Here is a 24,983-nt window from a genome sequence, read left to right as displayed (position 1 = left end):
CTTTAACACTAAAGTTACATGTTACTTATGATTAAAAATCATTTAAATGATACATAATTTCATGAACTTTCAGATTGTAACTTTAGGGTGTACTCTAAATTCACATAAAATTTCTTATAAGAATTTCTTTGTAAGTTTCGAGTAAAGTTCTATAAAATCACCTAAATTTTTAATTCATGATTCAAGTTATTGAATATATTTAATTTTAGTTCATTAAATTTTTTTTGATTTTTTGCATAAAAAACTGTAAATTATTAATTAATCACAGCATATATTCTTAATATTGTTGTGAGTCACCGCGAATGCGGTTTATAGATGAAAGAAAGCCTGGGCTTTTTCACTTGCCATGTGAGTCACCGCGAATGCGGTTTGTAGAATACCCATGCCCAACACAATGCTTGCAGCAGTGTGAGTCACCGCGAATGCGGTTTTTGAGTTATCGTATAGGCGATTTTTAGATCCTTTCAAGCCACTGAAAGTTATACTCATTTGTAAGTTATCGCATATGCGATTTTCAGAAAGCCCATTTTAAAAATGGGCTTTTTTGATGGTGAGTTATCGCATGATTTTGAAATTAGTTATTTAAGATTCTCTATAAACATGTCACCTTTCGCTCCAACTCATCAACTGATTTAAATTCCTCACCATAGCAACACTCTGATTTTAGTATTCCAAAGAAGCTCTCCATTGCAGCATTATCTAGGCAGTTGCCTTTAGCCGAATCAACTACACATTCAAAGATTTATTGCTCTTTTAGTATTCATTTATGTTTCTTGTAAGAGTTTTTAAAAGTACATTTAATCATGCTTTTAAGTGTGCTATTGTTCCTGCATTACTTGTAGTAATTCACCCAGACGCCAAACACTATTCTATAGAGACTTAACCATGACTCAATTAATCCATGCGCGAATGACTGCAAGTATTACTGAACTCAAAAAGAGTCCGATGGATACAGTGCTCGCAGGAAAAGGTGAACCTGTAGCAATCCTCAATCGTAATACACCAGCGTTTTACTGTGTTCCTGCTGATCTATATGAAACGATGATGGAGCAACTAGAAGACCTAGAACTGAATAAGATTGCAGATGCTCGTGCGAATCAGAAACGCATTCGAGTAAATATTGATGACCTATAAGTTAGACTTTTAGAAGAAGCATTAGCAGAATGGAATAAGCTAAATCCAAGTATTAAGCAGCCATTGAAGAAGCAGTTGATCAAGGTTTTGTAGAATCCTCGCATTCCCAAAAACAAGTTGTCAGGACATCCTAACCGCTACAAGATTAAACTTCGTAGTATTGGTTATCGTCTGGTTTATGAAGTCGTTGATGATGAGGTAGTTGTCATCGTGATTGCTGTAGGCAGACGTGAAATCAATGCCGTCTATGATGATGCCAACTCTCGTCATTCATAAATGATGTAATGCCTATAAGCAGATAGTTTCTATGAAAACACTCATGTTTATGGGCATTTTTGATGTAGATAATCTTCGATTAGGTAGTAGTAAATTACAACTATTTTGAAATCAATAAACAACTATTATGAAACCAAAACGAAATCAATTTATAGGCAGGACATTTACTTCACACAAAGCAGTTGATCCCATTTAAAGTAGTTCTGTGTTAGCCGATTTCGTGACATATTCCATGTTCTGTTCGGCATTAAACTTGCGCCCAAGGCAATCTTGGTTTTGCCATACTTAAGATGAATCGCTTCAAGGGAATCCATCAAAGCATCACTGACTTCGATGTGCTTCATGTCGGTAAACATGTCATATACATGGCTTGCCTTTGGTTCGAGACACGTCAGAATCACGCCACATTTCTTGAATGCTATATCCTTTGCATACAGGCCATCAATCATCGCTGTAGCGAGTTTAGATAGCAGCAATAAGTTGTCGGTAGGTTCTGGTAAAGCCAAGGATAAAGACTTGTTGTAGAAGGGCTTTGAGCTATCAAATGGGTTTGATTGTACGAAACCAATCAGACAACCACACAACAGATTATCATCTCTCAGTCTGCTAACCGCATCCATGACATATAGCGACATAGCCTCCTTGAGATCATCAATATGGTAGATGCGTTGACCAAAAGAGCGACTCGCAATAATTTGCTTCTTGGCTGGTGGCGTATGTTCCAGTTCAATGCAAGCAATTCCATGGAGTTCCAATAAGGTTCTGTGCATCACTACAGAAAATTGGTCCCTGATCATCAGAGGGGAAGCCAAGACAAAATCCATAACTGAATGAATCCCCAAGCTGTTGAGCTTCTTGGAATGCTTTCGGCCTACGCCCCAGATTTCACCAACATCTATGGCTTGATGCAGAGTTTCAGCAGAGCATGGATCCATTGAAACCAAGTTGCAAACACCATTGAAGTAAGCGTTCTTCTTGGCAATATGGTTCGCTAGTTTCGCTTCAGTCTTTGAGCGTCCAATGCCAATACATACAGGTAAACCAAGCCAAGAAAACACACGCTGACGAATCTGATGGGCATATTCAGTCAAGTCGTAATTCCCTGAATGAGCTGTCAGATCCAGAAAGCACTCATCAATTGAGTAAATCTCCTGCTCTTTGGGAGATACGAAATCGGACAGTATTTTCATGAATCTGCGAGACATCTCTGCATACAGTGCATAGTTGCTCGATAGCACCTGCACCTGATGCTGCTCTACGATGTCCTTGATCTGAAAGAGAGGAACACCCATCTTAATGCCCAAGTCCTTGGCTTCCTGAGATCGAGCTACAGCACAGCCATCATTGTTGGATAGCACAATGACAGGCTTGTTGTTAAGGCTAGGGTTGAAGACACGTTCACAACTGACATAGCAATTATTGATGTCTACAAGTGCATAGATCTTCTGGTGAGCTACTTGCATGAGCATGAAACCAATCAAGTATTAACGCTTTCTGAATGGCTTGATGACAAAAGTCACTACACCCCAAATTAGCATTTCCTGCCCATCTTGCAGATGAATGTCGGAATACTCAGGGTTCTCTGCTTTAAGCCAACGATTATCATCACCTTCGATCATGAGGCGTTTTACAGTGAACTCGTTGTCTATTAGTGCAATTACGATGTCTTCATGCTTGGCTTCAATGCTGCGGTCTACAATCAGTTCATCATCAATCTCAATACCTGCATCCCTCATCGAAAGCGATGCGACCTTCACAATGAAGGTTGCAGCCTCGTTTTTGATGAGGTGTTCATTCATATCCAAGGTTTTGTCTATGTAATCCTGAGCAGGAGAAGGGAAGCCAGCCGCAACCTTTTCTGAAGCCAAGGGAATGTGCATCGAGATAGACGGATCTACAAGTGTAATTGAGGCTATATCATTGAACCTGGCTTCCTTGGATTTAACCAGGTAATTCTTGATCTCGATGACACGAGATTCCGGTACACGAATTACCTTTGTAGGTTCATCATAATTTGCCTTACGACCAGCACCTTCCCGAAATCCCCCATGATTACTCTTCATCTGATGCCCCCCATTATTTGATTAAGTTACAAAATCAAATATATTATTGGATGTATTACAGATTCAAGACTATTTCGATAAGTGGTGAGACGTTAATGACAGCTTTTTTAATATATCTATTTCTTCAGTGACCTTTTATCATTCACGGATTCAAATAACTACTGCTCAATTTCTATAAAAGTGTACAGAGTAATAATATTTGATGCTCTCAATCTGCACTAGTCCCCCCACCATGCTTCGCTTTTGGCTCATCATGGGTGGTGAGCTAGAGCAGATTTTCGGTAATATTCACCCTACCTTCGCTAATTTTAAAGTTAGCTCAGGTATTTGAATATCACCCTTTAAAAACATCACAGTATGGAGCCGCTGTCGCTTTCAAATCGGTACAAAGTGAGATGCGCCCAGATCACTTCGCAAGAGAGTATTTATAGGGCTGAATCCCTATCCCGCACACGCCTTTCTCTCTACACATGCCCGAACTTGTGGAGGTTATCCCTGCCGATCATTCTACGGTTACATGTGCTATTCCCGGCGTCCCCTCAATAGTGCAATACATCAGATTTGAGGGCGGTTATAAACCTTTAGTTGCTATGCCTGCCGTCACTTGTCCACCTGCACACAGCAACCACGAAAGACTAAGCCGACTATGAAAGTCGCACTTACTAACTTAATCTTTTGTACAGACGTAGTGAACGAACCGAAGGGTTTAAATGGTATTAAGAAGAGCATTTAACGAATTTTTTATATTTCAGGCATTGTATCCGAAGCAGTTCCTTAAAAATTAGACTGTGTACAAAAGAATTTACATATAAAAACTTGTACAAAAGAATAATTTCCTTAAAATATGAGGAACTGGCAGTTACAAGCCTTGGGTGATTGTCGTATAGAGTTGCAACCTCTACACGATATTTCGTTAAAAGATACTAGTACTATCATTTAGCTGTAACGCCAACTAATTTAAGTTAAAGGCCCTTGTGAAAACAAGAGTATTTTACATTTCAGTTACACAAAAAATGAAATTAGCTATGTTAACGGGCTGTTATGTGATTTATACAGCACTTTTACCTAAACCGTGCCGGGTTTTTCAGAAACTTTTTGTTTTTCTTATTACTTAAAAAATTAAAAGGCAGAAGTTCGAGCTTCTGCCTTTTACTAAAACGACTATTGATATAACCATGGTACGGTTAGTTGTTCTAGTCATCGTATTATACAAAAAATCATGCTGTTGCACACAATTTTCGAGTAACTGAACCCTCGACAGTCCCCATCCCAGCTTTTTCAGGGCACAAATTATCCCCAATTTCTGCAGATACACCTAGGGCAGTTTTTAATCATCTTTGTATGTATTTACTTACGTCAATTCCGGTACTTTGCTGCTATTCGGAACATTGGAATTTTCATATGATAGATTCATCGGGAACAGGAAGCTCCACACAATAATAAGAATATAGATACGCACAAGGACAGTAAGGTACGACAGGAGTTATACCGAGCGACCCCATACGAAAAACCCTGGCAGGATGCCAGGGTTTTTTCATTTCTCGTATATTTAACTTAAATCAGACCCGGGTGAGCATCCAGAATACGGATTAATGTCGCTGCAGGGCCAGTTGGATAGCGACGGCCTTGTTCCCAGTTTTGCAGGGTTCTCGCGCTGATATGCAAACGTGCAGCAAATTCAGCCTGGGTTAAGCCTGTTTTTTCACGTACTTCTTTAATATCTGGCAGTTCAAGCTCTGTGACTCGACTTGCCTTTATCTCATTACGTTTGATGGCCCCAGCTTCTTTGATTGAAGCAACCAGATCATCAAATAAGTTGTTATCCATGAAATTGCTCCTTTACTAATTGACGCAGGATCGAGGTTTCTTTGTCTGTCAGATTATCTTTCACAGACTTTGGATAAGCCACCAGAAAAAAGATCTGATCATCTTCTGTGACCCAATAATAGATCACGCGGATACCACCACTTTTTCCTTTATTGCCTTGAGCACAACGTACTTTACGAATTCCTCCACCATTTTTGATTAAGTCACCCTTATCAGGCTGTATCAGGAGATCTTGCTGGAGCTGACGATATTCTTCATCAGTGACAAGCTCTCTGATTTGCTTGGTAAAGATACTGGTTTCAATGAATAACATAGATTTATATACGTCAATGGCGTATATAAATTTTAGCAGTTTTAGATTAAAAAAACGAGAGCTAGAGACTCTATGTAAACCCCAAATAGAAATGTCCGCTTTCAAATCCACACTTTTGCGATTATCGAAGCGGACGGTTTATATCATCAATGCTGAAATTAAAAATCTAGATCATAATCACGATTTGGCTGCTTTTCAGGTTCATAAGTTTGCTCTAAGACATCGCTTTGAGGAATCGGCTTAGGCTTTTTCACCTCGTGGATATGGCTCTTTATGTTCTCAAAACTCTCTAAACACGATTGATATGACGCTCTTTGATGTTTCAAATGATCGTTTTGAGGCTCTAAAATAATTTCACATTTCAAATAGTTAAGCATGCATCGGTCGTTTTTGATGATCTCCTCGATTTTGTCATAGTCCCATGTATTGATCATTCTGCTTGCTTGGCTGATGTATTTCTCCAAGTTTTGAGCTTTTTTCTGCACACAATCAATCAATTGCAATAGATTATTATCGTTGTATGCTTGCTGTTGTTGGGCTGAAAGTTGTTTGTGATCAGCAACGTAACCGGGGTAATAAGCGTCAATTCGCAAGTCACGGAAATCTGTAGCCGGCTTTGGTTTGGGTCGAATTTTAGCGACTATGGGTTCTAGTTGTTCAAGTTGTTGATTAAGGTCATTAATCGTTCTACAGTTTCCCCAAGCGTATTGATCTGCTTGCTTTGCATCTCCAAGTCTGTGTAAAAGTCGGTTGGTACCTGCAATTGCAAGATGATTGAGAGTGCTGCCTCCAGGTCTGTCTGCTGTGTGCGTATCGTCTGTTGAATGGGTTGTAATTCGATCTTCACTAAGTCTCTGACAGTAGCTTTTAAATTCAGTTGATTTAATGCTGTCGTCAATTGCCTTTGCAATTGGATTCTCAAGTTTTCTTGAAATGCTTGCTGTAATTGCTCCGAAAATTCGCCCTGCTCGAGCTTTGAAAGTTCTACTTTCATAGCCAAAATTAATGCTTGTTGAGCTTCTTTCTCTGAGTTCAAGTTGTTGATTTTGTCCTTTAAACTCTGCTCTACTTCGCTGTAAGTGGTCAAAATATTCTTTAATGAACTGACCTGTTGACTCAAGACTTCGTTTTGTTCTGCTAACAAGCTGTTTTGTTGACTCAACAAGGCGTTTTGCTCTGTCAAAAATTGGTCGATTTCGGTCTGCATGACTTACCTCCGTAGGGTGTTCAAATAATTGATTTGGGCCGTGATTGCTTCTGAGTTCTGTTGAATGATTTGTCGTTGCGCTTGGATGGTCTTTAAGTTTGTACTGGACTGATAAATCGTATAAAAACTGATTAAAATCATCAGCACCCCAAACAAGATCATCCCGCATGAAATGTATTTTGCTTTTTGCGTATTCAGTTTTTCCGTGATCAGCGTTTGTATTTCGCTCTCGATTTGCCCACTTTGATTGACTATCGCTTGCTGCACTTGGGCCTGGACTTGGGCTTGGATGCTCTTCTGATCTATCGAGATGTTCTGCAACTGGTTGTTGATTTTGCTCTGTAGAGCCTGAGTTGATATTGAAAACGAATCTATGCTCGATTTCACTTTTGATATTTCCGTAATATCTATACTCGCGAGTTTTGCCTGGAGTTCCTCGATTTGCACGGTATAGCTGGCTGTCAGCGTTTTTATTGCTTGGGGGGATAAATTCCCTATCTCGGTCAAAATCGAGTTGAGGTGTAATTCCAGGGCTGTTGTCTTCTCCTGTACTTTGTGCAAAAGCGTAGTGCCGTTGATGATAGGCTGCTCGCTTTGCTCGATAAGTTTCTCGAAGTTGATCAGCCTGTCGGAGAGCTGTTGCAAGCTCATCTGCAGTTGCTCGGCTTTCTGTTGCTGCTCGTAGACGCTTTGAATAAAGTCCAATTTCGAATTGTTCATGATAATAATCTCCTCTGAGTCTGTGTGTTTTGCCGTTGCTTAATACGACACTTAAAAATTCTTTACTTTGCTTAACTGATTTAACGCCTTGGAGTTGCTCGATACATTTGACAATATCCGCCCTGTTTTTTACTGTTTGCGTCTTTAAAAGCGTTTTGACGAGATTATCAACAGTCTTGCAAAACTGCTTTTTTCTAAGTGTCTTCAACTCTTCGCTTGCAAGGATTTTTTTGGCTTGTGCATTAAGTTTTGCAACGTGATTCGGCTCTTGCGTTGTTTGTGTCCAAGTGATGTCATCAGGGCGCGACCACTCGTATTTTGTGTTGAAGTAATCTCGTAATGCGTCGAAATGTTTTTCGTGTCCTGGCGGGGCAATATTCAGTGATTTACCACTTTGAATATCGAGCCGTGGCGTTAAAACATGAATATGTTTTGAGCCGTCATCATCAGTGTGCAGAACAGCAAAAAGGTGGTATTGAGACTGATCAAGTCCTGCAAAAGCGTGTTTTTCAAAGTCATTTAAAACTTCCAGGATCTGCTCGTCAGTCGGATCATCGTCTTTTGACCATGCGACTACTCCACTGGTGTACTTCCACAGGTGAGGGCTTGCATTACAAATGGCATTGAACGTGGTCGCATCACCTCGTAAAACATGAACGCCAGCACGCAGATTTCCTTGATGATCGAACTGATCTAAAACATACGCTGAAGCGTGTGCAGCCGACCCTTTTCCGTGATCCAGAAATTTAATATGCACTTTCATCCTGCTCCGCTAAAACAATCGAAGGTAGTGCCTGGTCAACATTTAAGTCTTCCAGTTGCTTTTGAAGCCGGTCAGGGCTTTGTCTGCCGATTTTAGGCAGTGCGGGAAATACTTGTTCTAACTCAGTTTGGATACCTCTTAAAACAAGCAATACGCTGAAAATATCAAGCTTCTGCTGTTCTTGGGGATTCGCATTTTTGATGATATTTAAAGCACGGGCCATCTGATTCAGGTTGTTACCAATACGACCCAACTCCAACAGTAATTTGGGATCGGCCTTAGGAGCAGGTCGCTGCAGGATTTTTTCTGGACGACGGTGGCGCTTTTTGATCTCAGGTTCAGGCTGGGCAATGCCTTCCGTTTCTTTTGGCACGGTGTGCTGAGTTTTCATAAAAGCCTGTCCAATCAGCCAATGTACAAAATCCGTAAAATTCATGCTGTTTGCAATTAGCAGCTGATCCAACTGCTGTTCTTGCAGCGCTAAAAAGCGTAAGCGCTTTGTAATGGTTCGTTTACCAGTTTTCATTTTTATCCCGTCATCAAATTTGTGAAGTTTGGGGTCTTAGGGGGTCGCCCCTAACAAGCCCTGTTGCGTACCAGAAAAGTGCACGTAGTGCAGTTTTCTGTAGCTACAGGTAGGCTTGCTTATCAACAGCGGTCTGTAAAACACACAAGACAATGCTGTAAATGTGACAATAGCAAAGATGAAAAAATTGAGTTTCCGAAAGTGTGGATTTGAGAAAAATATTTAATTTAGACTATTAAATAAATAAAAAAGTAAATATTTATCAAGTATTTAAAAAAATTATTGACTTTAATAAACTCAAAAAAACAAGCGAAAAGCTTTACGATTGTTGAATTATTTTTTTAGATACATTGCTTAAACAGCCACTCTCTGAGTGCGCCTGGATACTTTTGATTTTTACTGGATAATGTTTGGTAGAAAATGCAAAAAAGAGTATGTATTGAAAATAATTAAGGTATGTATTGAACGACTAAAAAAGCAATTTCAGCATGTATTGAAATAATTTGGGTATGTATTGAACGATGAAAAACGTAATTTCAGCATGTATTGAAAAATTTTTGGCTGTGTAACGGTAGATTTGATGTTTTTTTAATCAATAGTTCATAAAATGAGTTTTATGCCATTGATATTAAAGTGTCATTAGTGTTAGCACTAATAATTCCAAAGCTTTCAAAATTCTGTGTCAGCCAAATTGGCTAGAGCCCGCGCAAAAGGGTTACTCGATTTCCGGGATAATCTGCCAGCTTCTGTTCATGATGTTGCAAAAAGCTGGAAGCACAATTCCAGAAGAACCTGAATTTTTTAAGATTGATCCGATCCATGAAATGCCGGGACTAAACACCTAGTAGCAGCCAATACGTTTATCACCCCAATTACATTCCACAGCTGTCAAACCACCATGCTGGAAACGAGACCACAATCGGTCTCCTAAATCTTCTTGCAGTTTGGCCAAGGTTAAATTCGAAATCAGCATGGTTGGCTTCATCTCATCATAGCGAGCGTATAAAACCTTGTGCACCAGTTCCAAACGTTTTTCACGGTCATGCAATCCATATTCGTCTAGGATCAGCAAGTCATACTCACTATAGCGATAGATCGTGTTTTTCTCTGTATCATCAGCTCGTTCCCATGACCCCATGATATCCTGAGCTAATTCTGCACTGGTGATATAACGCACATACATACCCTTTTTGAGTAACGTACGAGCAGTAGCACAGGACAAATGAGTTTTTCCGGTACCAGTTTTACCTGACATCACTAGATTTGATTTCTTGCCATCGAGCATGGCTTCGGTAAATTGCAAACAGCTGTTTCGAGCATAGGCCTGTCCTAGATTATCAATATTCACGATGTAATTTTTAAAACCTGAATTAGCGTGACGCTCTGGGATCATGGCACCTGCAAGGTGTTTTTCCAGAACCATCTGCTGAACCAGCTTGTGATGTTCTCTATTTTGGTTGTTCACAAACTCCACAGCACATTTCGGACAAATCTGGTGAGTGCCTGCTTGGATTTTACGAACCTGATGTTTTTGGCAAACACTGTGAGCTATTGGCATAGCCTTTGAAATCATGATCATCTCGTTCATAGGAAGTCCTCCGGAACCTCCATGAGTGCAACCGTGCCTTTGAATACGGGTTGGTCTTCCCATGCATCGTTCACGTTTCGGGATACTGGCTGTGATTTTGGATATCTGGGTTTTGAGTATTCGGATATTTTCGGAGAATAACGGTCTTGTTTGCGTTCGAGTTTTTCAAACTCCTGAATTAACCAAACTGCAAATTTTCTCGTACGTTGTTTTTCAGTGAGATCGATTTTGTTTTCCCAGTGAGCATTGAAATTACCAAGATGGAATTTGAAATCAGGCATTGCCAAGATTGATTCAGATTTCGACCCTTGGCATTCACGAATTACGTTCTGAAGATGTTCAGTGTTTGGTGACCATGACTGTGGTTCTGAATTTTCCTCGCGCGTTACTGTGTGTGTATGAATATTGGTTAATGGTTTATGGTTTTTGGTTAAGGTTTTCTGTGGGTTCCCAGAATTAACCGACTGGGTTTCTTTTGGGATTTCTGAATTATCCGATTCGTTTTCTTGTGGCGTATTCTGTTGGTTTGCGCTTTGATTTTCATTTTCTTGCTGTTTGGTTTCTGTTTTCGGTCGTCCACCTTTTGCGCCATTCTTGCGATTGCTTTCTGCTTTTGCTTGATACGTTTTAAGTTCGCTTTCGCATCGGTTATGAATCCAACCGTTCTCGGTATTTTCAAAGAACTCATCCAGTACATCACGAACTGCCTGTTTTTCATCTTCAGTGCGTGCCAAAACCGTGCGGAATAATTCACGCTCATTCTTAGGCAATGGCTTTTCATTCAGGTAGTAGGTATCCAACAGCCAGTTATAAACGCCATGCTCTAGCAGAGTTAAATGTGCTGTTGCTGAACGGTAATCGCCAATGTTCTTTTTGTAGTAATACATTGCGCTGCAGCTCCTTTCCCTCACTATACTAAAATACGTGTAATCAGCTTTGGGGTTAATATGACCTGAGTAGATACCTTTTCACTCAAATCAGTTAAATTTTGTATGAACCTGTAAGTTGGAAAACAAAGCATATTTAATTCCAATAATTAGCTAATGAATATAAAAAGGACATCGTCCAACATTTGGATCTTTCCTAACGATTTTTTATTCTTCCACAAATTTTTTTTTGATGTCCCGTTTCTTGTAAAAAATGAAAAAAATGTCAAATTTTTTATATTGTGGGGTAATCCCCCCAAAAAAACGAAATTGATCTGATAATAGACTTGTTCAAGATTTACACTGCCTATTCGTTTATATGCTAAAAAGATTGATGAACTGATCAAGCTGGCGAAAACCATTCAGGAGTCAGACAAGCTGGTTGCAGAACTCAACCTGACCGAATACGAATATGCCCTCTACTCTTCTGTCGCAGAAAATGAAAGTGCACGAGAGCTGATGAAAAAAGAGGTGCTGATGGAACTTTCAGTAGTACTGACCGAATCCATCCGAAAGAATATGACGTTGGATTGGACCATCAAAGAGGCAGCGAGAGTCAAGCTCAGAGTGATTGTGAAACGTCTATTGAAGAAGTATAGCTACCCGCCAGATATGGCTTTACGGGCAAGAGTGACGGTACTGGAACAGGCTGAGCAGTTAGCGGATGAATTAACAGCGGCATAAATCTAAAAATTAAATTTTAATATTTTATGAAGTTATGAAGTTATGAAGTTATGAAGTTATGAAGTTATGAAGTTAGGGTATTTAATCTTATAGATTAAATAACCCGTTCTGAATTTTATCTAAAACTTCTATCAACGAGCTGCTTAAAATCTTCTAAATTCTGCTCTGCCAGTGACTCTAAGGCTATTCTTACAATACTTGATCTGTTAACACGAGCATTATTACTTTTGATAATTAGCTCATCAATTAATTCACTTAATTCTTGGTTTAAAGAAAAGGTACAACGAACGAATTTCTTTTGTGAAACTTCTAGATCCTTAACTCTTTTATCAGCTCCAGAGATGAAATTTTCAACCAGTTTGTCCTGATCTGAAAGCTCGTCAGTTTTCTTTTTTAAACCGCTAAGACCTGCCATAGTTATACTCCTAAAAACTCTTGAGCTATCCCTTCAATTTCTGCTTTTGCCTTAGGATCACTTGTTACTTCAAAAACAGATAAGCCATTTTCATCTGCATCATCATAAACGTTTCGATTTGTCGTGATGTGGTCCAAGGCTTTTATTCCAAACGATACACAGGCTTCTTTAGCATCTAAAATTCGTTGTACTTGTGATGGTAATGTTGGGCATTGTGTAATGATTGCTCTGGCATTCAAATCTGGATTCACTGCTCGTGCCAGTTTCAATACTTGCTCCATATGATCCAAAGTCTTTAGATCTCTACGTTTAGGCCTAAAAGGCAATAGCATATGTGTTGCTATAGTCATAGCAGAGCGCAATGCTTCTGAATCTTGTCCACCAGCATCAATGATAATATCTTCATATCTTTTTGATAAATCTTTTAAAACTTGACGAATATTGCCTGAAGCTTGTACAGATGGGATATTTTTTAAATCCTCATTCTCATCACGTTCTTTAATCCAGTCAGTTGTTGTACCTTGAGGATCTGCATCTAGAAGTAGAACATCTCTATTCTTGGTTTGTAAATAAACCGCTAAGTTCTGTGCAAGGCAGCTCTTACCAGCTCCGCCTTTTTCACCACCTACTAAAATAATCATAAGTTATGTAAGTTACGTAATTTTGTTGGAAACAATGTATAAGTTTTAATCTCCTGAATCAACTATTGTGAAAAATAAAGTTAAAAATAAAGTTATCCACAAGTAAGGCACTTTTTTAAATTTATATATATTTTTAAATTTATATTTTATAGGTCTCTTGTATCTCTTGTAGTGTATAGCTTTGAGAGGATTTAAATGGACGTTTTCCTGACAATAAGTGGACGTTTTCCTGACAATAAGTGGACGTTTTCCTGACAATAAGTGGACGTTTTCCTGACAATAAGTGGACGTTTTCCTGACATAAATGGACGTTTTCCTGACATAGATAGATCTTCCATTAGTGGACATTAAGTGTTAATGTCCACTAATAATATTTGTTTCTCTGATCACAACATGGCAAATGTAATTTATAAAGATAATAACTTGATTGAAGCATCTTATGCGTTGACTCTGTCAGAACAACGCTTAATTTTAGTTGCAATTATTGCAGCCAGGGAAATTGAAAAAGAGCTTACATCGGATACATTGCTAACAATACACGCATCTGAATACATGAAGCACTTTAATTTGGGTCGTCAAGCGGCCTATGAGGCTCTTCAAGGAGCATGTGATAACTTATTTGAACGTAGACTCACCTATAAGGCCATAGATCCTGTTACAGGTAAACCTGCAGTCTACAAAAGCCGTTGGGTGTCAAAAGTTGGCTATGTTAAAGAAGCTGCATGCGCTCAACTAATTTTTGCTCCTGATATTTTACAGCTTTTTGTAAAACTTGAAGAAAAGTTTACTCGTTATGAATTAAAGCAAATTTCTCAATTATCTAGTGTATACGCTATACGGCTGTATGAACTTTTGATTAGATGGCGTAGCAAAGGCAAGCTATATATTAGTATGGTTGAATTGCGTGATAAGTTAGGTCTACTTGAAAATGAATATAAAACCATGGGAGATTTCAAAAAGCGTGTATTGACGGTTGCCATAGATCAAATTAATAAACTTACTGATATCGACGTAAGTTATGAGCAGAAGAAAGAAGGAAGAACAATTACACATATCGAATTTTCTTTTAATCAAAAAGCTTCCTTAATTATTAGTGATAAGGTACTGGAACCGACATATCAGCTGACCCCAAAACAATCTATATTTTTCGCTCAAAAATTGTGTGACCTTATCAAATATCCCGAATTCGGGGGTAAATATGCCAATGTAGGCGAAGAGATCAGAAGCGTTTAAAGAAAGGATTTCACTTGAACTTCTCGACCCCGAAAAGGTAAAAAAGTATTATTCTGATTTGTTAAAAGTGGGCTATAAAGAAAAATATAAATCAGAAAAGTTATCGTAACCTGAATAATAGAAATTCTTATTTTGAACACTACCAACCTACAGGAAAAATTTAGTCTGCCCTGGTAATGAATAACGCTAAACTTGCAGACTGTAAGATTTGAAGTGAGGAACCGACCCAAGTTTCTCTGCTACTGATCATGAACTTCAAATTATGGGCTGTTTTTATTCTTGGGTGCTTTCAAATAAAGAGCATGGCATGTGCGATATGTATTTTGTGCCTGAGCAATTCCTGAGAACTTCTACGCTTTTTCATCCAAACCTTTACTGAAGCTGTTTGATATTTTTAACAGCGCATTATAGTCAATCACACTGAAGACCTACGCATTGGTTTCCACGGCAGTTACTCCACCATCCTGCATAAGTCTTTTCCATTTAAACAGCAAACGTGGTGAGATGCCATACTGTCTGGCAACAGAGGGAACGGATGAGCCTGGTTGCATGGTCATGGCAACAAATTGGGCTTTTTCCTGACCTGAATAACGTCGACGACGCTGCACCGATGTAATAACTTCAATACGTTCCATAGAACACTCCTTAACCCTAGTGCTATGACTAGGTCTTAATTGAGAAGTGTCCGTTTTAACTGGGGCTATTACATAAACCGCCAGGGATTGATCTGTAATGAACATAAAGCTATAAACTTACTTAACTTACTTAACTTACTTAACTTAATTAACTTACTTAACTTATATAACTTCCAAGAGAGTTATGGGATGGGAAACTACTTCCTGTCGTTCTTGTCAGGGATTTGTCCATATATGGAAGTGCATTGTTAAGAATTAAAGATCTCTCTGGCCAGAAGAACCGTTAATGGGCTGATCTGTCAGAGATATAAATTTATAAAGTTACATAACTTACGCAACTTATGATCTTATGTAATCCGAAATAGAGTTATGGGATGGGAAACTACTTCCTGTCGTTCTTGTCAGGGATTTGTCCATATATGGAAGTGCATTGTTAAGAATTAAAGATCTCTCTGGCCAGAAGAACCATTAATGGGCTGATCTGTCAGAGATATAAATTTATAAAGTTGCATAACTTACGCAACTTATGATCTTATGTAATCCGGAATAGAGTTATGGGATGGGAAACTACTTCCTGTCGTTCTTGTCAGGGATTTGTCCATATATGGAAGTGCATTGTTAAGAATTAAAGATCTCTCTGGCCAGAAGAACCGTTAATGGGCTGATCTGTCAGAGATATAAATTTATAAAGTTACATAACTTACGCAACTTATGATCTTATGTAATCCGGAATAGAGTTATGGGATGGGAAACTACTTCCTGTCGTTCTTGTCAGGGATTTGTCCATATATGGAAGTGCATTGTTAAGAATTAAAGATCTCTCTGGCCAGAAGAACCGTTAATGGGCTGATCTGTCAGAGATATAAATTTATAAAGTTACATAACTTACACAACTTATGATCTTATGTAATCCGGAATAGAGTTATGGGATGGGAAACTACTTCCTGTCGTTCTTGTCAGGGATTTGTCCATATATGGAAGTGCAGCGCTGAAAAATTAAAGCTCCATGAATTAAGTCCTCATTTCTTGTTACGTGAGGACTTAATTCATATCAAAACCTATTTATGACATAGGATAATAAATAGTATTCCTTAGATGCTCATAAAAATTAAGTAAAAGTTGATCATATATATCCTGTAGACGAATTAAAGATAATTGCTGAAAACCATATTCTTCAAAAAATTGATTATCAACAAAATATGTAACAGCTTCGTAGGTTGTGAGATGTTGTGCAACATTAAGAATCTTACAAAAGTTTGGTTCACGTTGTAATTGTAGTTCTGTGGTTGTGATAATTTTAGAAGCAATCATTTTTGAAATAGTACGCACATTAAGATTACGGATTTCAGGTTTAATAGAATTAAGAAAGTTAGGGGAGTTATTCATAATCGAGCCTTTAAGTGAATAGATGTTTTTCGTAAAAGAAAAAATTTACTTAAATTGTTGGTTATGAAAGAATGCAAAGGTAAAAAGTCGAAATTTTACAATCTTTCATTTCATTGATTTGGAATGAAAAGCATGAGTGTACTATTGTCAGATAGTGCACTCATGCACATACAATATTGATCATCTAATGTTCCTCCTTCGTTTGTATAAGATGTTTTTTGTCGAAATAGACAATAAAATACTATCAATATTTATACGAAAAATTGTCTATTTAGTCAAGTTTATATTGTCGATTTATGGTTGTTTGTTATGATGATTGAGATGAATTCTGATTTATTTTGTATAAGACTAAAAGAGATCAGAAAAATGAGAAAAATGACACAGCAAGAGTTGTCGGAGAAATCAGGTATTCCATCTACATCAATTGCACATATCGAAGCAGGTTCTCGTAAACCGTCATTAGAAAATTTTTATAAGCTAGTTGTTGTATTGAATGTATCTGCTGATTATTTATTAGGATGTATAGATCAACATACTCATCCAGGGAGTGATCCAATTACAAAATCTATTCAAGAATTACCTGAATCAGAAAGACAGATGATTGAGAAATTTATCTTATCTTTAAAAAATTAAATTTTTTTATTAGGGGAGATTACCTAAGCTGTTAGTGATGACGTAAAAAATGCCTGAAGTTCAGGCATTTTTTCGTTTTAGGTACTTATAAACCTCGATAGAACTTTTCAATAAAGTTTCGAGTTTTGAGAACCAGAGTGTTCATCAGGGTCTTACGTTCTGAGATCTTGGGACGCGCAATCGGTAAGTCTTTGACATCTTCACGGCTAGGTAAACGCTGGGTGTATTCATATTGGCTGAGCACCGTTTTGAAGACTTCAGGTTTGATGGCTTCTTTTTGACACAGCTCATTCAGCGCCTTTTCTTTTTCCACATCCCAAAACTGAGCAAAGGCTTGTTCAACGCTTTGACCATTGGCCATGCGCGGAATATTTTCATCCAGGAACTTTTGAATCAACTCTTGTTTGTCATACAGGTTGTGATTGGTCGAGATGATATCTTGCACCTGGGAACGATACTGCTGTTTCTTTTCAGGATCTTTATGATTGACCACCGATTGCAGTAGATTCAGGATATAACCGACATTCACGGTATCGCGGTGGATCAGTTCCAGTTGGAAGTTCACATCATTGAGGACCGATACTTTGTCTTTGGGCTGGATCACACGGACGTTGTTGTACAGATATTTGTACTGTGAGGTATGTTTCTGGAATTCTGCTTTGTTTAAATCGGTATCGTTCTGGTCATACTCGACAAAGTTTTCCAATTGGGCATTGATCCGCATCACCTCACGGAAGGCTTTCACGTACTCCAATTGCTGTTCTTCGGTTTCCAGCGTATGGGGGACTTGATCTGGATCTGGGGCAATACTGAGTAAATGGGTGACCGCAGCATTGTACTTTTCCTTGATGCTGTCGAAACTTGGAATCAGCACGATTCTTTGTGCTTCATCCTTATTTGAGAATAAGGTGAGGGCTTGGTCTGTAGCCTGTTTCAGGTTACGGAAGCACAGGATATTACCGAAAGGCTTGTCTGCGTTCAGAATACGGTTGGTGCGTGAAAAGGCCTGAATGAGGCCATGATATTTAAGGTTCTTGTCGACATACAGGGTGTTGAGTGGTTTTGAGTCAAAACCGGTCAGGAACATATTCACCACAAGCAAAATATCAATTTCTTTTTTACGGACTCGATTGGCAATATCACGATAATAAGCGTAGAACTCATCGCCTGAGTTGTAGTTCTGGCCAAATTTGGCATTGTATTCAGCAATGTATTGATCGAGCTTATCTCGATTGGATTGGCTGATCCTGGTCGGGAGATCCGCAGACTCTTCTTCAATTAAACCACTGTGATCTTCGACCTTGAGTTCTTCATTGGCTGCAAAGGAAAAAATCGTGGCAATGGTCAATGGCGTATAAATCCCACCCTGTTCTTCGGCTTGCTGCTGTTTTTCCTGCTGTACTTTTTTGAACAATTCGTAGTACTGGGTCAGGACTTCAACGGAACTGACACAGAACATCGCGGTGAAGGTTTTATTTTTGGTTTTGATGTGGTGATTATCCAGGATATAGCGGGTAATCATTTCGAGACGGGCAGGGTTATCAAACAGTTCTTTGGTATCAATCCCTTCTACATCTTCTTCATAGCTGTCGCTATTTTCGATGCCATTGCTGGTGTATTTGCCCAGGTAGGCAATCTGGAAGGGTAGGACGTTCCCATCACGAATGGCATCGGTAATCACGTACTTATGCAGGCATTCGTCAAACAGGGCATTGGTGGTGACTGCTTGTGAGTCAATTTTCAGTTGGCTGTTTTTCTCAAAAATAGGCGTTCCGGTAAAACCAAACATTTGCGCCTGATTAAAGAAGCGTTTGATATTGCGATGGGTATCGCCAAATTGGCTACGGTGACATTCATCAAAAATGATCACGACTTTTTTGTCTTTAAGATAGCGAATCTGATCGCTATAACGGTCAGAACTAATGGCAATATTGAGCTTTTGTAAGGTGGTGACAATCAGTTTGTCATGTTTCTGGCCCAATTGAGTGACCAGGGTGCCTGTATTCTTGGTGGTATCGACACTGTCTTTTTTGAAGGCATTGAACTCACGTACCGTTTGAGTATCAAGATCACTACGATCCACCACGAACAGGACCTTTTCCACTTCAGGCAAGCGCATGATGAGTTGGCTGGCTTTGAAAGAGGTGAGGGTTTTTCCTGAGCCTGTGGTGTGCCAGATATAGCCATTTTGCGCTGAATGTTGCACACGTTGAATGATTTGCTGTACCGCATAGATTTGGTAGGGACGCAGCACCATCAAACGCTTTTCAACTTCCAGGATCACCATGTATTCAGTCAGCATTTGGGTGATGTGCTGATGGTTTAAAAAGGCTTCGGCAAAGGTCTCGATTTTATGGATGTGCTTGTTGTCAAAATCTGCCCAGGGGAAGGTAAATTCGAAATTGCTGGTGCCTGTTGAATAGTAATGGGTGTGGTCACGATTACTGATCACGAACAGCTGGATGTAATTAAACAGGCCTGCTCCGCTACTGTAAGCGACTTTGGCATAGCGTTGGGTCTGGTTAAAGGCTTCAGGAAGCTCTACCCCGGCGCGTTTTAGCTCGATTTGTACCAAAGGTAGGCCATTGATCAACAAGGTGACATCAAAGCGACTGGTATGGCCATTACTGGCACTGTGATCGATGGCGATCTGATTGGTCACTTGATAGATGTTTTTCTGAGGATCGGCAAACAAAAAATCGATGTGGCGTGTAGAACCATCATCAAAGTTCACAGGAAAGCGATTACGCAGCACCTTGGCACAGTTAAAGCTGTTACCTGCTTTTAAGTGATTGAGGACTTGTGCCCATTCATTTGCAGAGAAAGATGCGATGTCATTGGCGCGTTCAACTTGAATTTTTAGATTGCTCAGCAGTTGAGTTTCATCTTTGAAATCAACTTGGTGATAGCCCAGGTTTTTGAGCTGTTCAATGAGTTCATTTTCAAGTTGAGCTTCGCTTTGTACGGACATCTCTTTCTCTAATTTTTTATTGAATTACGGTGATCTAAGTGAAATCCATCTGATTGAAGCTTGAAACATACTGTGATGTTTTACCCTCAAAATCTTCAGATCAGATGGATGAATTGACGTTTTCAGTATTTAAACAAACATTTGCTGTAAAAGCCCTTTTTTCCAAAGCTTGGCTTGTTCTAGCTGCTCTGACACAACATCAATTTTTTGGTCGATGCTTGATAAGAAGTCAGCAATTTTGGTTTGTTCTTCGAGGCAAGGAGCTGAAAAAGAAATTTCCTTCATAGCACCTGCATTTAATTTAGCTCGACCACCGCCTACTAGATATTTAGTAAAATCTATAGATTTAAGACGATATTTTAAAAATTTATTCTGTATTTTCTCATGATGACCACTTACTACGTGTGCATGGTTGTTTACCCAAATCTTTCCATTTACGTACTGAATTGGATAATTAATTAAATCATTTGCACCATCTTCTGCGATTAAAATAAACTCGCCATCATGTGTATATCCATCAATATAACTTTGTATACCATTCGCACCATAATATGGAGTGTTTCCTGCTATTCGCTCTGATGCACTTATTGGTTTTCTTAAATTATCAAAGACATTGATACATTCCCCAAACTTATTTTCTTTCCATTCCTCAAAATCACTACCATCATCCGCTTTAAAACGAATCTGTTGACTAAACAGCTTTTGCATCATGCCTTGTTTATATTGGCCCAGAAGGTGGAGTTTTTGTGAAAGCTGACTAATCTTTTCATCCACAGCTGAAAGAAAAGTAGTTATTTTTGTTTGTTCTGCTTTTGAAGGAGCAATTAATTGGAGCGGTTTTAAAACCTGCAAATTAATATTTTTTTGTGCATTTTGAGTAGCCTGAGAATCTAAATTTTCTTTTTGTAGGTCAATTAAGTTCTTTAAGAAAATTGTATTAGCTAAATCTTTCTTAGCTTGGATTGCTACCACACTATCAGGACAAGCAACAGCATATTGAGTAATTGTTGTATCACCAATATTTGCAGCAATTGTGATTAAAATAGTATCCGCGGGAAAAACCTTACTAACCTTAATACCGTCAGCGTTTAACGTTTGGCTATAGCCCTTTAAATACATATCAGAACCAGTAACATCACCAGTCTGAACAAATGGCATTTCTCCACCAAAATAACGTGGGTCATTTCGAGGACGAACCGAAAACTTACCTCGTTCAACTTCTGCCAAATTTTCTAATGTAGTTTCTTCCCAGTCATCGGTAAACTCAGCGAATCTCAATATCGGTGCTCTCATTACTTCACCTCCGCAAAAGGTGAATCAATGCCAAGCTCTTTACAAAATTCAGCAATCACTTTGTCTGTATTTTGGCTTTGTTGCTCAAGTTCTTTGAGTTGCTGTGCAATGGTATTCAGATCGATTTCATCTTCAGCTTCGAAGGTATCGACATAGCGAGGAATATTGAGGTTGTAATCGTTATCTTTGACTTCTTGCAACGTAGCAACCTTGGCATATTTTTCAATGTCTTGGCGATTTTCATAGGCCGCAATGATGTTTTCAATATGCTCAGGCAACAGCTTGTTTTGATTCTTTTGTTTTTCGAAGTCATTGCTGGCATCAATAAATAGAATATTGCCTGTATGCTCACGGTTTTTCTTCAGCACCAAAATACAGGTTGGAATAGACGTACCGTAGAAAATGTTGGCAGGTAAGCCAATCACAGCATCAATGACATTCAGTTTCTCAATCAGGTACTGACGAATCACACCTTCACTTGAACCACGGAACAACACACCATGCGGTAGAACAACCGCCATAGTGCCGTTGTGATCGAGTTGATGAAGCATGTGCTGAACAAAAGCCATATCTGCTTTTGAGCTTGGTGCAAGTTTACCAAAACGGCTAAAACGCTCGTCTTGTAAGAAGATTGGATCTGCTGACCATTTGGCTGAGAATGGAGGGTTGGCGACCACTGCTTCAAAACGTTGATCAATGTGCTGTGGGCGAGTGAGGGTATCTTCTTGCTTGATATCGAATTTAGCAAAGTGAACATCATGCAGAATCATGTTCATTCGTGCCAGGTTGTAGGTGGTACGGTTCATCTCTTGACCGTAAATCATATCGACATCTTGCACTTCACGTTTTACACGTAAAAGTAATGAGCCTGAACCACATGTCGGATCATAGACTGAACGTAGACGTTGTTTGCCTTGAGTCACGATCTTTGCAAGCAAAGTTGATACGGTTTGAGGTGTATAGAATTCACCTGCTTTTTTACCTGCACCAGATGCAAATTCACCAATCAGGTATTCGTAGGCATCACCCAATACATCTGATTCTGAGTTACTGAGATCAAAATCGATGTTGTCTAAATGTGTGAGTACTTTGCTGACCAATTCATTACGATCGTTGGCATTGTTGCCGAGTTTGGTTGAATTAAGGTCGAGATCCTCAAATAGATTGGCAAAATCATCTTCAGACTCAGCACCCAAGGTACTACGTTCGATTTCTCGTAAGGTATTTGATAATTCATCAAGAATGAATTCACCTTGACGACCACGCTCAGCAATTGTGTGGAACAGTTGCTTTGGTGCCAGGGCGTAACCGACTTCTTCGACTGAGTTTTCTTTAATGCCATCAATGAGTTCAGCATGTTCAGGGTTATTTTCATCAAGTTGATGGTATTTTTCTGCTAGGCCTTCATCTTGCAATAGTTCATTGGCAAAGCTAATCGCTTTTTCAGACAGGTATTTGTAGAAAATGAAGCCGAGAATGTAGTCACGGAACTCATCAGCCCCCATTTTTCCACGTAAATCGTTTGCAATATTCCAAAGATGTTTTTGTAGTTGTTGAAGTTGAACCTGAGTCATGAAGCAAGAATCTCTAGTAATACCTAAATTTGTTTAAGTATAGCGAGTATCTGCTTATAAAAATTAGGTTTTTGGGTTGCTAACTCTCGAATTGGGTATATGAGATTCTATGTTAAATAAATTTAATATTTGAATATCTAGTTTCTAGTAATCGTTTTAATAAAGGATAAACTATTTCCTTACCTCTTAATCCAGAGATCCATTGTTCAGGTATGTTATTAAAACCAAATCGAATTCCTGCAAGTCCTCCAGCGATACAAGCAGTAGTATCAGTATCATTGCCAAAGGATATGGCTTTTTTGATTACAGTGGAGTAACTTGGCTCTTTAATACATACTAAAGAACTCATAAGAGAATCAACAACATATGATCCACCATGACATTCATTTAAGTCGTAGGAAAGAATCTGGTTTTTTAATTCTTTTAGAGCATCAAAATAATTGTATTTAGTATAAATATTAATAAGCTCATGTTTTGAATTTTTTATTGCAATTTCGGGAGTAAATCCTAAAAGAAGGTTTTTAGCTATTAAACAATATAATGCACAACAAGCCTGAGATCTAATATGTGGGTGAGTTATTAAAGATTGTTTATGCGCCAAATCAATAAGTTCCTTACTAGATCCTTTATGCCAGAGAGCTAAAGGTAAACATCTCATTAAAGAACCATTTCCATTGTGATATTCATTTGGGGAATTGTCTATTTCAAACTTTTTCTGTTTTCTATATGCATTAATATATGCATAAGTTTGGATGCCAACATCAAAAGTGTAGTTATCTACAGACATATAACCATTCTCAAGCCACTTAACTAAACGGTTCAAAAGATCAGTTAGGTCTAATTTGTTATTATCTAATAGGCTTGAGAGCAAAATTAGGCTTTGTGCTCCATCATCAGACCATGTACCAAATCTTACATTAGGATAAGTTTTATTTTTAAGATCTTTAGGGTAGATATCTATATCTTTAATTTCATATTTTTCTTTAAATTCATATGGAACACCTATTGCATCCCCAATTAAAAGGCCAAATATCCCTCCATATATTTTATTTTCAATGTCATAATTGTTACTAATTTTCATATACAAGCCTCATAGCGGTCATGAATGACATAGATTTAATCAACAAATGGATTAAACAATCAGATTCTTTAGAAAATTACGAAGATTTTTTACACGCTATTCAAAAGATGGAAATATGTCCCATTTTAAGAGTAAGTATGGGTTATCTGATGCTGAGTCTGTTGCAATACAATTTTACACAGGTTATGGGTCTAAAGTCCTTAATCAAAATATAGGAAACCAGTTTTTTTCTGATATTAAACAACTCCTTTTAATAGCATTAGAAAAATTGCCTAATTTTCAGGGCATTGTCTGTAGAAATGATAAATATATAGATAATAAAGCATGGATAGATAGTCATATCAAAGGAAAAATAATCACATATCCATTCTTTATGAGCACTTCTAAGGATGAGGGATTCTATGAAGATTATGATGTAGAAATCTATTTTGAGACAAAAAAAGGTAAAGATATTAGTTGGTTAAGTTATGTTAATTACTATAATGAAGATGAGAGAGAAGTGCTAATTTGTCCTCCTTCTATGTTTGAAGTTCTTAATAAAACATGCGAAAATGGAAAAATAGTCATAGATCTATTTGAGCTATAAGTAGGTAAAATTATGAGTGATTCAGTTATATCAAAAGTATCAGAAAAACAGAGAAGCTTAGAAGCCTTAGTAGCTCATCGTACAAAGATTAAGGCTGCGCGTAAATTTCACCAACCTAGTAGTGTTTATTTAAAAAATAGAATATTGGCAGAATCTAAAATTAATTATATTTTGTCTAAATGATAAAAAATTCTAACATTTCGTTAGGATTTTTTATTATTTAATAATATCTATTATATTAAATTGAGATGGTAATCCCCCTAAAAAATAATAGGGTCTAAAAGTAGATCTTTTCTTACCCTATAATCTTTGCCGCAGGGTTAGCTAACTAAGACGATTAGTTGTTATGGTTGGAAATTCTAACGCTAATAACAAGTATCGGGTATTGAGCTAGAGAATTACCTTCATATTTATCGTACATTTCTTTTTATCTTAATTATATTTATTAAAAGTTTTAAAATATTCTTTACTTGAAGTAACTAATTTCCAGATAATAATGCATATAATC

General features: G+C 38.2%; 19 protein-coding genes and 7 pseudogenes. 7 read left to right on the top strand and 19 right to left on the bottom strand.

What is annotated here, in order from left to right:
• Positions 1-309 precede the first annotated feature (309 nt).
• Complete coding sequence (locus K1T76_RS15175; protein ID WP_070155382.1) at positions 310-489, bottom strand: hypothetical protein; 180 nt, start codon at positions 487-489, stop codon at positions 310-312.
• Positions 490-613: 124 nt separating this feature from the next.
• A pseudogene (locus K1T76_RS14360) lies at positions 614-721 on the bottom strand (IS3 family transposase); the annotation flags it as partial.
• A 164-nt stretch (positions 722-885) separates the two neighbouring features.
• Here K1T76_RS14360 and K1T76_RS14355 point away from each other — a divergent pair.
• Entirely contained in the window at positions 886-1,134 is a 249-nt protein-coding gene (locus tag K1T76_RS14355; RefSeq protein ID WP_000192612.1) for a type II toxin-antitoxin system Phd/YefM family antitoxin, read from the top strand.
• Positions 1,124-1,410 (top strand): annotated as a pseudogene (locus tag K1T76_RS14350) (type II toxin-antitoxin system RelE family toxin). The gene K1T76_RS14355 and the pseudogene K1T76_RS14350 overlap by 11 nt, the downstream one beginning before the upstream one ends.
• A gap of 164 nt (positions 1,411-1,574) precedes the next feature.
• On the opposite strand, the gene K1T76_RS14345 reads toward K1T76_RS14350, so the two are convergent.
• The 8 genes from K1T76_RS14345 to K1T76_RS14310 form a co-directional block, all read right to left on the bottom strand.
• Positions 1,575-2,879 (bottom strand): Y-family DNA polymerase, encoded by a 1,305-nt coding sequence (locus K1T76_RS14345; RefSeq protein ID WP_230245719.1) that lies wholly within the window; start codon positions 2,877-2,879, stop codon positions 1,575-1,577.
• 15 nt (positions 2,880-2,894) lie between these two features.
• Positions 2,895-3,473 carry a LexA family protein gene (locus K1T76_RS14340; RefSeq protein ID WP_070155386.1) on the bottom strand — a complete coding sequence of 193 codons (579 nt, stop codon included), beginning with the start codon at positions 3,471-3,473 and terminating at the stop codon, positions 2,895-2,897.
• Between the two features lie 1,554 nt (positions 3,474-5,027).
• Positions 5,028-5,300: a NadS family protein gene (nadS, locus tag K1T76_RS14335; protein ID WP_000369782.1), complete on the bottom strand. Its 273-nt coding sequence runs from the start codon at positions 5,298-5,300 to the stop codon at positions 5,028-5,030.
• On the bottom strand, positions 5,293-5,613 hold the full coding sequence (locus K1T76_RS14330) for a type II toxin-antitoxin system RelE/ParE family toxin (RefSeq protein ID WP_004977497.1): 321 nt from the start codon (positions 5,611-5,613) through the stop codon (positions 5,293-5,295). Before K1T76_RS14330 ends, nadS begins: the two co-directional genes overlap by 8 nt.
• 158 nt (positions 5,614-5,771) lie before the next feature.
• On the bottom strand, positions 5,772-8,303 hold the full coding sequence (locus K1T76_RS14325; protein ID WP_230245718.1) for a relaxase/mobilization nuclease domain-containing protein: 2,532 nt from the start codon (positions 8,301-8,303) through the stop codon (positions 5,772-5,774).
• On the bottom strand, positions 8,287-8,829 hold the full coding sequence (gene mobC, locus K1T76_RS14320) for a plasmid mobilization relaxosome protein MobC (protein WP_004977505.1): 543 nt from the start codon (positions 8,827-8,829) through the stop codon (positions 8,287-8,289). Before mobC ends, K1T76_RS14325 begins: the two co-directional genes overlap by 17 nt.
• Positions 8,830-9,670: 841 nt before the next feature.
• A complete protein-coding gene (locus K1T76_RS14315) occupies positions 9,671-10,417 on the bottom strand; it encodes an ATP-binding protein (protein ID WP_230245717.1) in 747 nt (248 codons plus the stop codon).
• Positions 10,414-11,304 (bottom strand): YdaU family protein, encoded by an 891-nt coding sequence (locus K1T76_RS14310; RefSeq protein WP_104853311.1) that lies wholly within the window; start codon positions 11,302-11,304, stop codon positions 10,414-10,416. Before K1T76_RS14310 ends, K1T76_RS14315 begins: the two co-directional genes overlap by 4 nt.
• A 360-nt stretch (positions 11,305-11,664) precedes the next feature.
• Between K1T76_RS14310 and K1T76_RS14305 the strand changes: the two are divergent.
• Positions 11,665-12,027: pseudogene (locus K1T76_RS14305) on the top strand (type I restriction enzyme endonuclease domain-containing protein); the annotation flags it as partial.
• A gap of 115 nt (positions 12,028-12,142) precedes the next feature.
• On the opposite strand, the gene K1T76_RS14300 reads toward K1T76_RS14305, so the two are convergent.
• Together K1T76_RS14300 and K1T76_RS14295 are read right to left on the bottom strand one after the other, a co-directional pair.
• Complete coding sequence (locus tag K1T76_RS14300; protein ID WP_104853313.1) at positions 12,143-12,442, bottom strand: hypothetical protein; 300 nt, start codon at positions 12,440-12,442, stop codon at positions 12,143-12,145.
• Between the two features lie 2 nt (positions 12,443-12,444).
• Complete coding sequence (locus tag K1T76_RS14295; RefSeq protein ID WP_104853314.1) at positions 12,445-13,083, bottom strand: AAA family ATPase; 639 nt, start codon at positions 13,081-13,083, stop codon at positions 12,445-12,447.
• 393 nt (positions 13,084-13,476) lie between these two features.
• Here K1T76_RS14295 and repM point away from each other — a divergent pair.
• Positions 13,477-14,425: pseudogene (gene repM / locus K1T76_RS14290) on the top strand (replication initiation protein RepM).
• Positions 14,426-14,753: 328 nt separating this feature from the next.
• On the opposite strand, the pseudogene K1T76_RS14285 reads toward repM, so the two are convergent.
• Both K1T76_RS14285 and K1T76_RS14280 read right to left on the bottom strand, forming a co-directional pair.
• Positions 14,754-14,951, bottom strand: a pseudogene (locus tag K1T76_RS14285) (transposase); the annotation flags it as partial.
• Positions 14,952-16,013: 1,062 nt separating this feature from the next.
• Positions 16,014-16,337, bottom strand: a complete 324-nt coding sequence (locus tag K1T76_RS14280; protein WP_004967812.1) for a hypothetical protein — start codon at positions 16,335-16,337, stop codon at positions 16,014-16,016.
• A 309-nt stretch (positions 16,338-16,646) separates the two neighbouring features.
• Between K1T76_RS14280 and K1T76_RS14275 the strand changes: the two genes are divergently transcribed.
• Positions 16,647-16,970 (top strand): helix-turn-helix domain-containing protein, encoded by a 324-nt coding sequence (locus tag K1T76_RS14275; protein WP_026438500.1) that lies wholly within the window; start codon positions 16,647-16,649, stop codon positions 16,968-16,970.
• An 85-nt stretch (positions 16,971-17,055) separates the two neighbouring features.
• On the opposite strand, the gene K1T76_RS14270 is transcribed toward K1T76_RS14275, so the two are convergent.
• From K1T76_RS14270 to K1T76_RS14255, 5 genes and pseudogenes are all read right to left on the bottom strand, one after another.
• Entirely contained in the window at positions 17,056-19,941 is a 2,886-nt protein-coding gene (locus K1T76_RS14270) for a type I restriction endonuclease subunit R (RefSeq protein ID WP_230245715.1), read from the bottom strand.
• A 129-nt stretch (positions 19,942-20,070) separates the two neighbouring features.
• A pseudogene (locus K1T76_RS15170) lies at positions 20,071-20,766 on the bottom strand (restriction endonuclease subunit S); the annotation flags it as partial.
• Positions 20,755-21,234: pseudogene (locus K1T76_RS15165) on the bottom strand (restriction endonuclease subunit S); the annotation flags it as partial. The pseudogenes K1T76_RS15165 and K1T76_RS15170, both read right to left, overlap by 12 nt.
• Positions 21,234-22,808 carry a type I restriction-modification system subunit M gene (locus tag K1T76_RS14260; protein ID WP_230245713.1) on the bottom strand — a complete coding sequence of 525 codons (1,575 nt, stop codon included), beginning with the start codon at positions 22,806-22,808 and terminating at the stop codon, positions 21,234-21,236. The pseudogene K1T76_RS15165 and the gene K1T76_RS14260, both read right to left, overlap by 1 nt.
• Positions 22,809-22,920: 112 nt before the next feature.
• Positions 22,921-23,889, bottom strand: coding sequence for an ADP-ribosylglycohydrolase family protein (locus K1T76_RS14255; RefSeq protein WP_268259953.1), 969 nt, complete (start codon positions 23,887-23,889; stop codon positions 22,921-22,923).
• 115 nt (positions 23,890-24,004) lie between these two features.
• Here K1T76_RS14255 and K1T76_RS14250 point away from each other — a divergent pair, with 115 nt between their 5' ends.
• Together K1T76_RS14250 and K1T76_RS14245 are read left to right on the top strand one after the other, a co-directional pair.
• Complete coding sequence (locus K1T76_RS14250) at positions 24,005-24,475, top strand: ADP-ribosyltransferase domain-containing protein (protein ID WP_230245712.1); 471 nt, start codon at positions 24,005-24,007, stop codon at positions 24,473-24,475.
• Positions 24,476-24,487: 12 nt separating this feature from the next.
• The gene (locus K1T76_RS14245) at positions 24,488-24,658 is read left to right on the top strand and encodes a hypothetical protein (RefSeq protein ID WP_161788380.1); all 171 of its coding nucleotides are present in this window, start codon (positions 24,488-24,490) and stop codon (positions 24,656-24,658) included.
• Positions 24,659-24,983 lie beyond the last annotated feature (325 nt).

The organism is Acinetobacter sp. PW68, from assembly GCF_020982655.1.
In the GTDB taxonomy this organism is placed as follows: Bacteria; Pseudomonadota; Gammaproteobacteria; order Pseudomonadales; family Moraxellaceae; genus Acinetobacter; species Acinetobacter towneri_A.
This window is presented reverse-complemented; position numbering and strand designations above follow the sequence as displayed.

Excerpts from the sequence above, each read along its gene's own strand:
- K1T76_RS15175 (WP_070155382.1), bottom strand. The coding sequence starts at position 489 with ATGAGTATAACTTTCAGTGGCTTGAAAGGATCTAAAAATCGCCTATAC.
- K1T76_RS14355 (WP_000192612.1), top strand. The coding sequence starts at position 886 with ATGACTCAATTAATCCATGCGCGAATGACTGCAAGTATTACTGAACTC.
- K1T76_RS14345 (WP_230245719.1), bottom strand. The coding sequence starts at position 2,879 with ATGCTCATGCAAGTAGCTCACCAGAAGATCTATGCACTTGTAGACATC.
- K1T76_RS14340 (WP_070155386.1), bottom strand. The coding sequence starts at position 3,473 with ATGAAGAGTAATCATGGGGGATTTCGGGAAGGTGCTGGTCGTAAGGCA.
- nadS (WP_000369782.1), bottom strand. The coding sequence starts at position 5,300 with ATGGATAACAACTTATTTGATGATCTGGTTGCTTCAATCAAAGAAGCT.
- K1T76_RS14330 (WP_004977497.1), bottom strand. The coding sequence starts at position 5,613 with ATGTTATTCATTGAAACCAGTATCTTTACCAAGCAAATCAGAGAGCTT.
- K1T76_RS14325 (WP_230245718.1), bottom strand. The coding sequence starts at position 8,303 with ATGAAAGTGCATATTAAATTTCTGGATCACGGAAAAGGGTCGGCTGCA.
- mobC (WP_004977505.1), bottom strand. The coding sequence starts at position 8,829 with ATGAAAACTGGTAAACGAACCATTACAAAGCGCTTACGCTTTTTAGCG.
- K1T76_RS14315 (WP_230245717.1), bottom strand. The coding sequence starts at position 10,417 with ATGAACGAGATGATCATGATTTCAAAGGCTATGCCAATAGCTCACAGT.
- K1T76_RS14310 (WP_104853311.1), bottom strand. The coding sequence starts at position 11,304 with ATGTATTACTACAAAAAGAACATTGGCGATTACCGTTCAGCAACAGCA.
- K1T76_RS14300 (WP_104853313.1), bottom strand. The coding sequence starts at position 12,442 with ATGGCAGGTCTTAGCGGTTTAAAAAAGAAAACTGACGAGCTTTCAGAT.
- K1T76_RS14295 (WP_104853314.1), bottom strand. The coding sequence starts at position 13,083 with ATGATTATTTTAGTAGGTGGTGAAAAAGGCGGAGCTGGTAAGAGCTGC.
- K1T76_RS14280 (WP_004967812.1), bottom strand. The coding sequence starts at position 16,337 with ATGAATAACTCCCCTAACTTTCTTAATTCTATTAAACCTGAAATCCGT.
- K1T76_RS14275 (WP_026438500.1), top strand. The coding sequence starts at position 16,647 with ATGATGATTGAGATGAATTCTGATTTATTTTGTATAAGACTAAAAGAG.
- K1T76_RS14270 (WP_230245715.1), bottom strand. The coding sequence starts at position 19,941 with ATGTCCGTACAAAGCGAAGCTCAACTTGAAAATGAACTCATTGAACAG.
- K1T76_RS14260 (WP_230245713.1), bottom strand. The coding sequence starts at position 22,808 with ATGACTCAGGTTCAACTTCAACAACTACAAAAACATCTTTGGAATATT.
- K1T76_RS14255 (WP_268259953.1), bottom strand. The coding sequence starts at position 23,889 with ATGAAAATTAGTAACAATTATGACATTGAAAATAAAATATATGGAGGG.
- K1T76_RS14250 (WP_230245712.1), top strand. The coding sequence starts at position 24,005 with ATGTCCCATTTTAAGAGTAAGTATGGGTTATCTGATGCTGAGTCTGTT.
- K1T76_RS14245 (WP_161788380.1), top strand. The coding sequence starts at position 24,488 with ATGAGTGATTCAGTTATATCAAAAGTATCAGAAAAACAGAGAAGCTTA.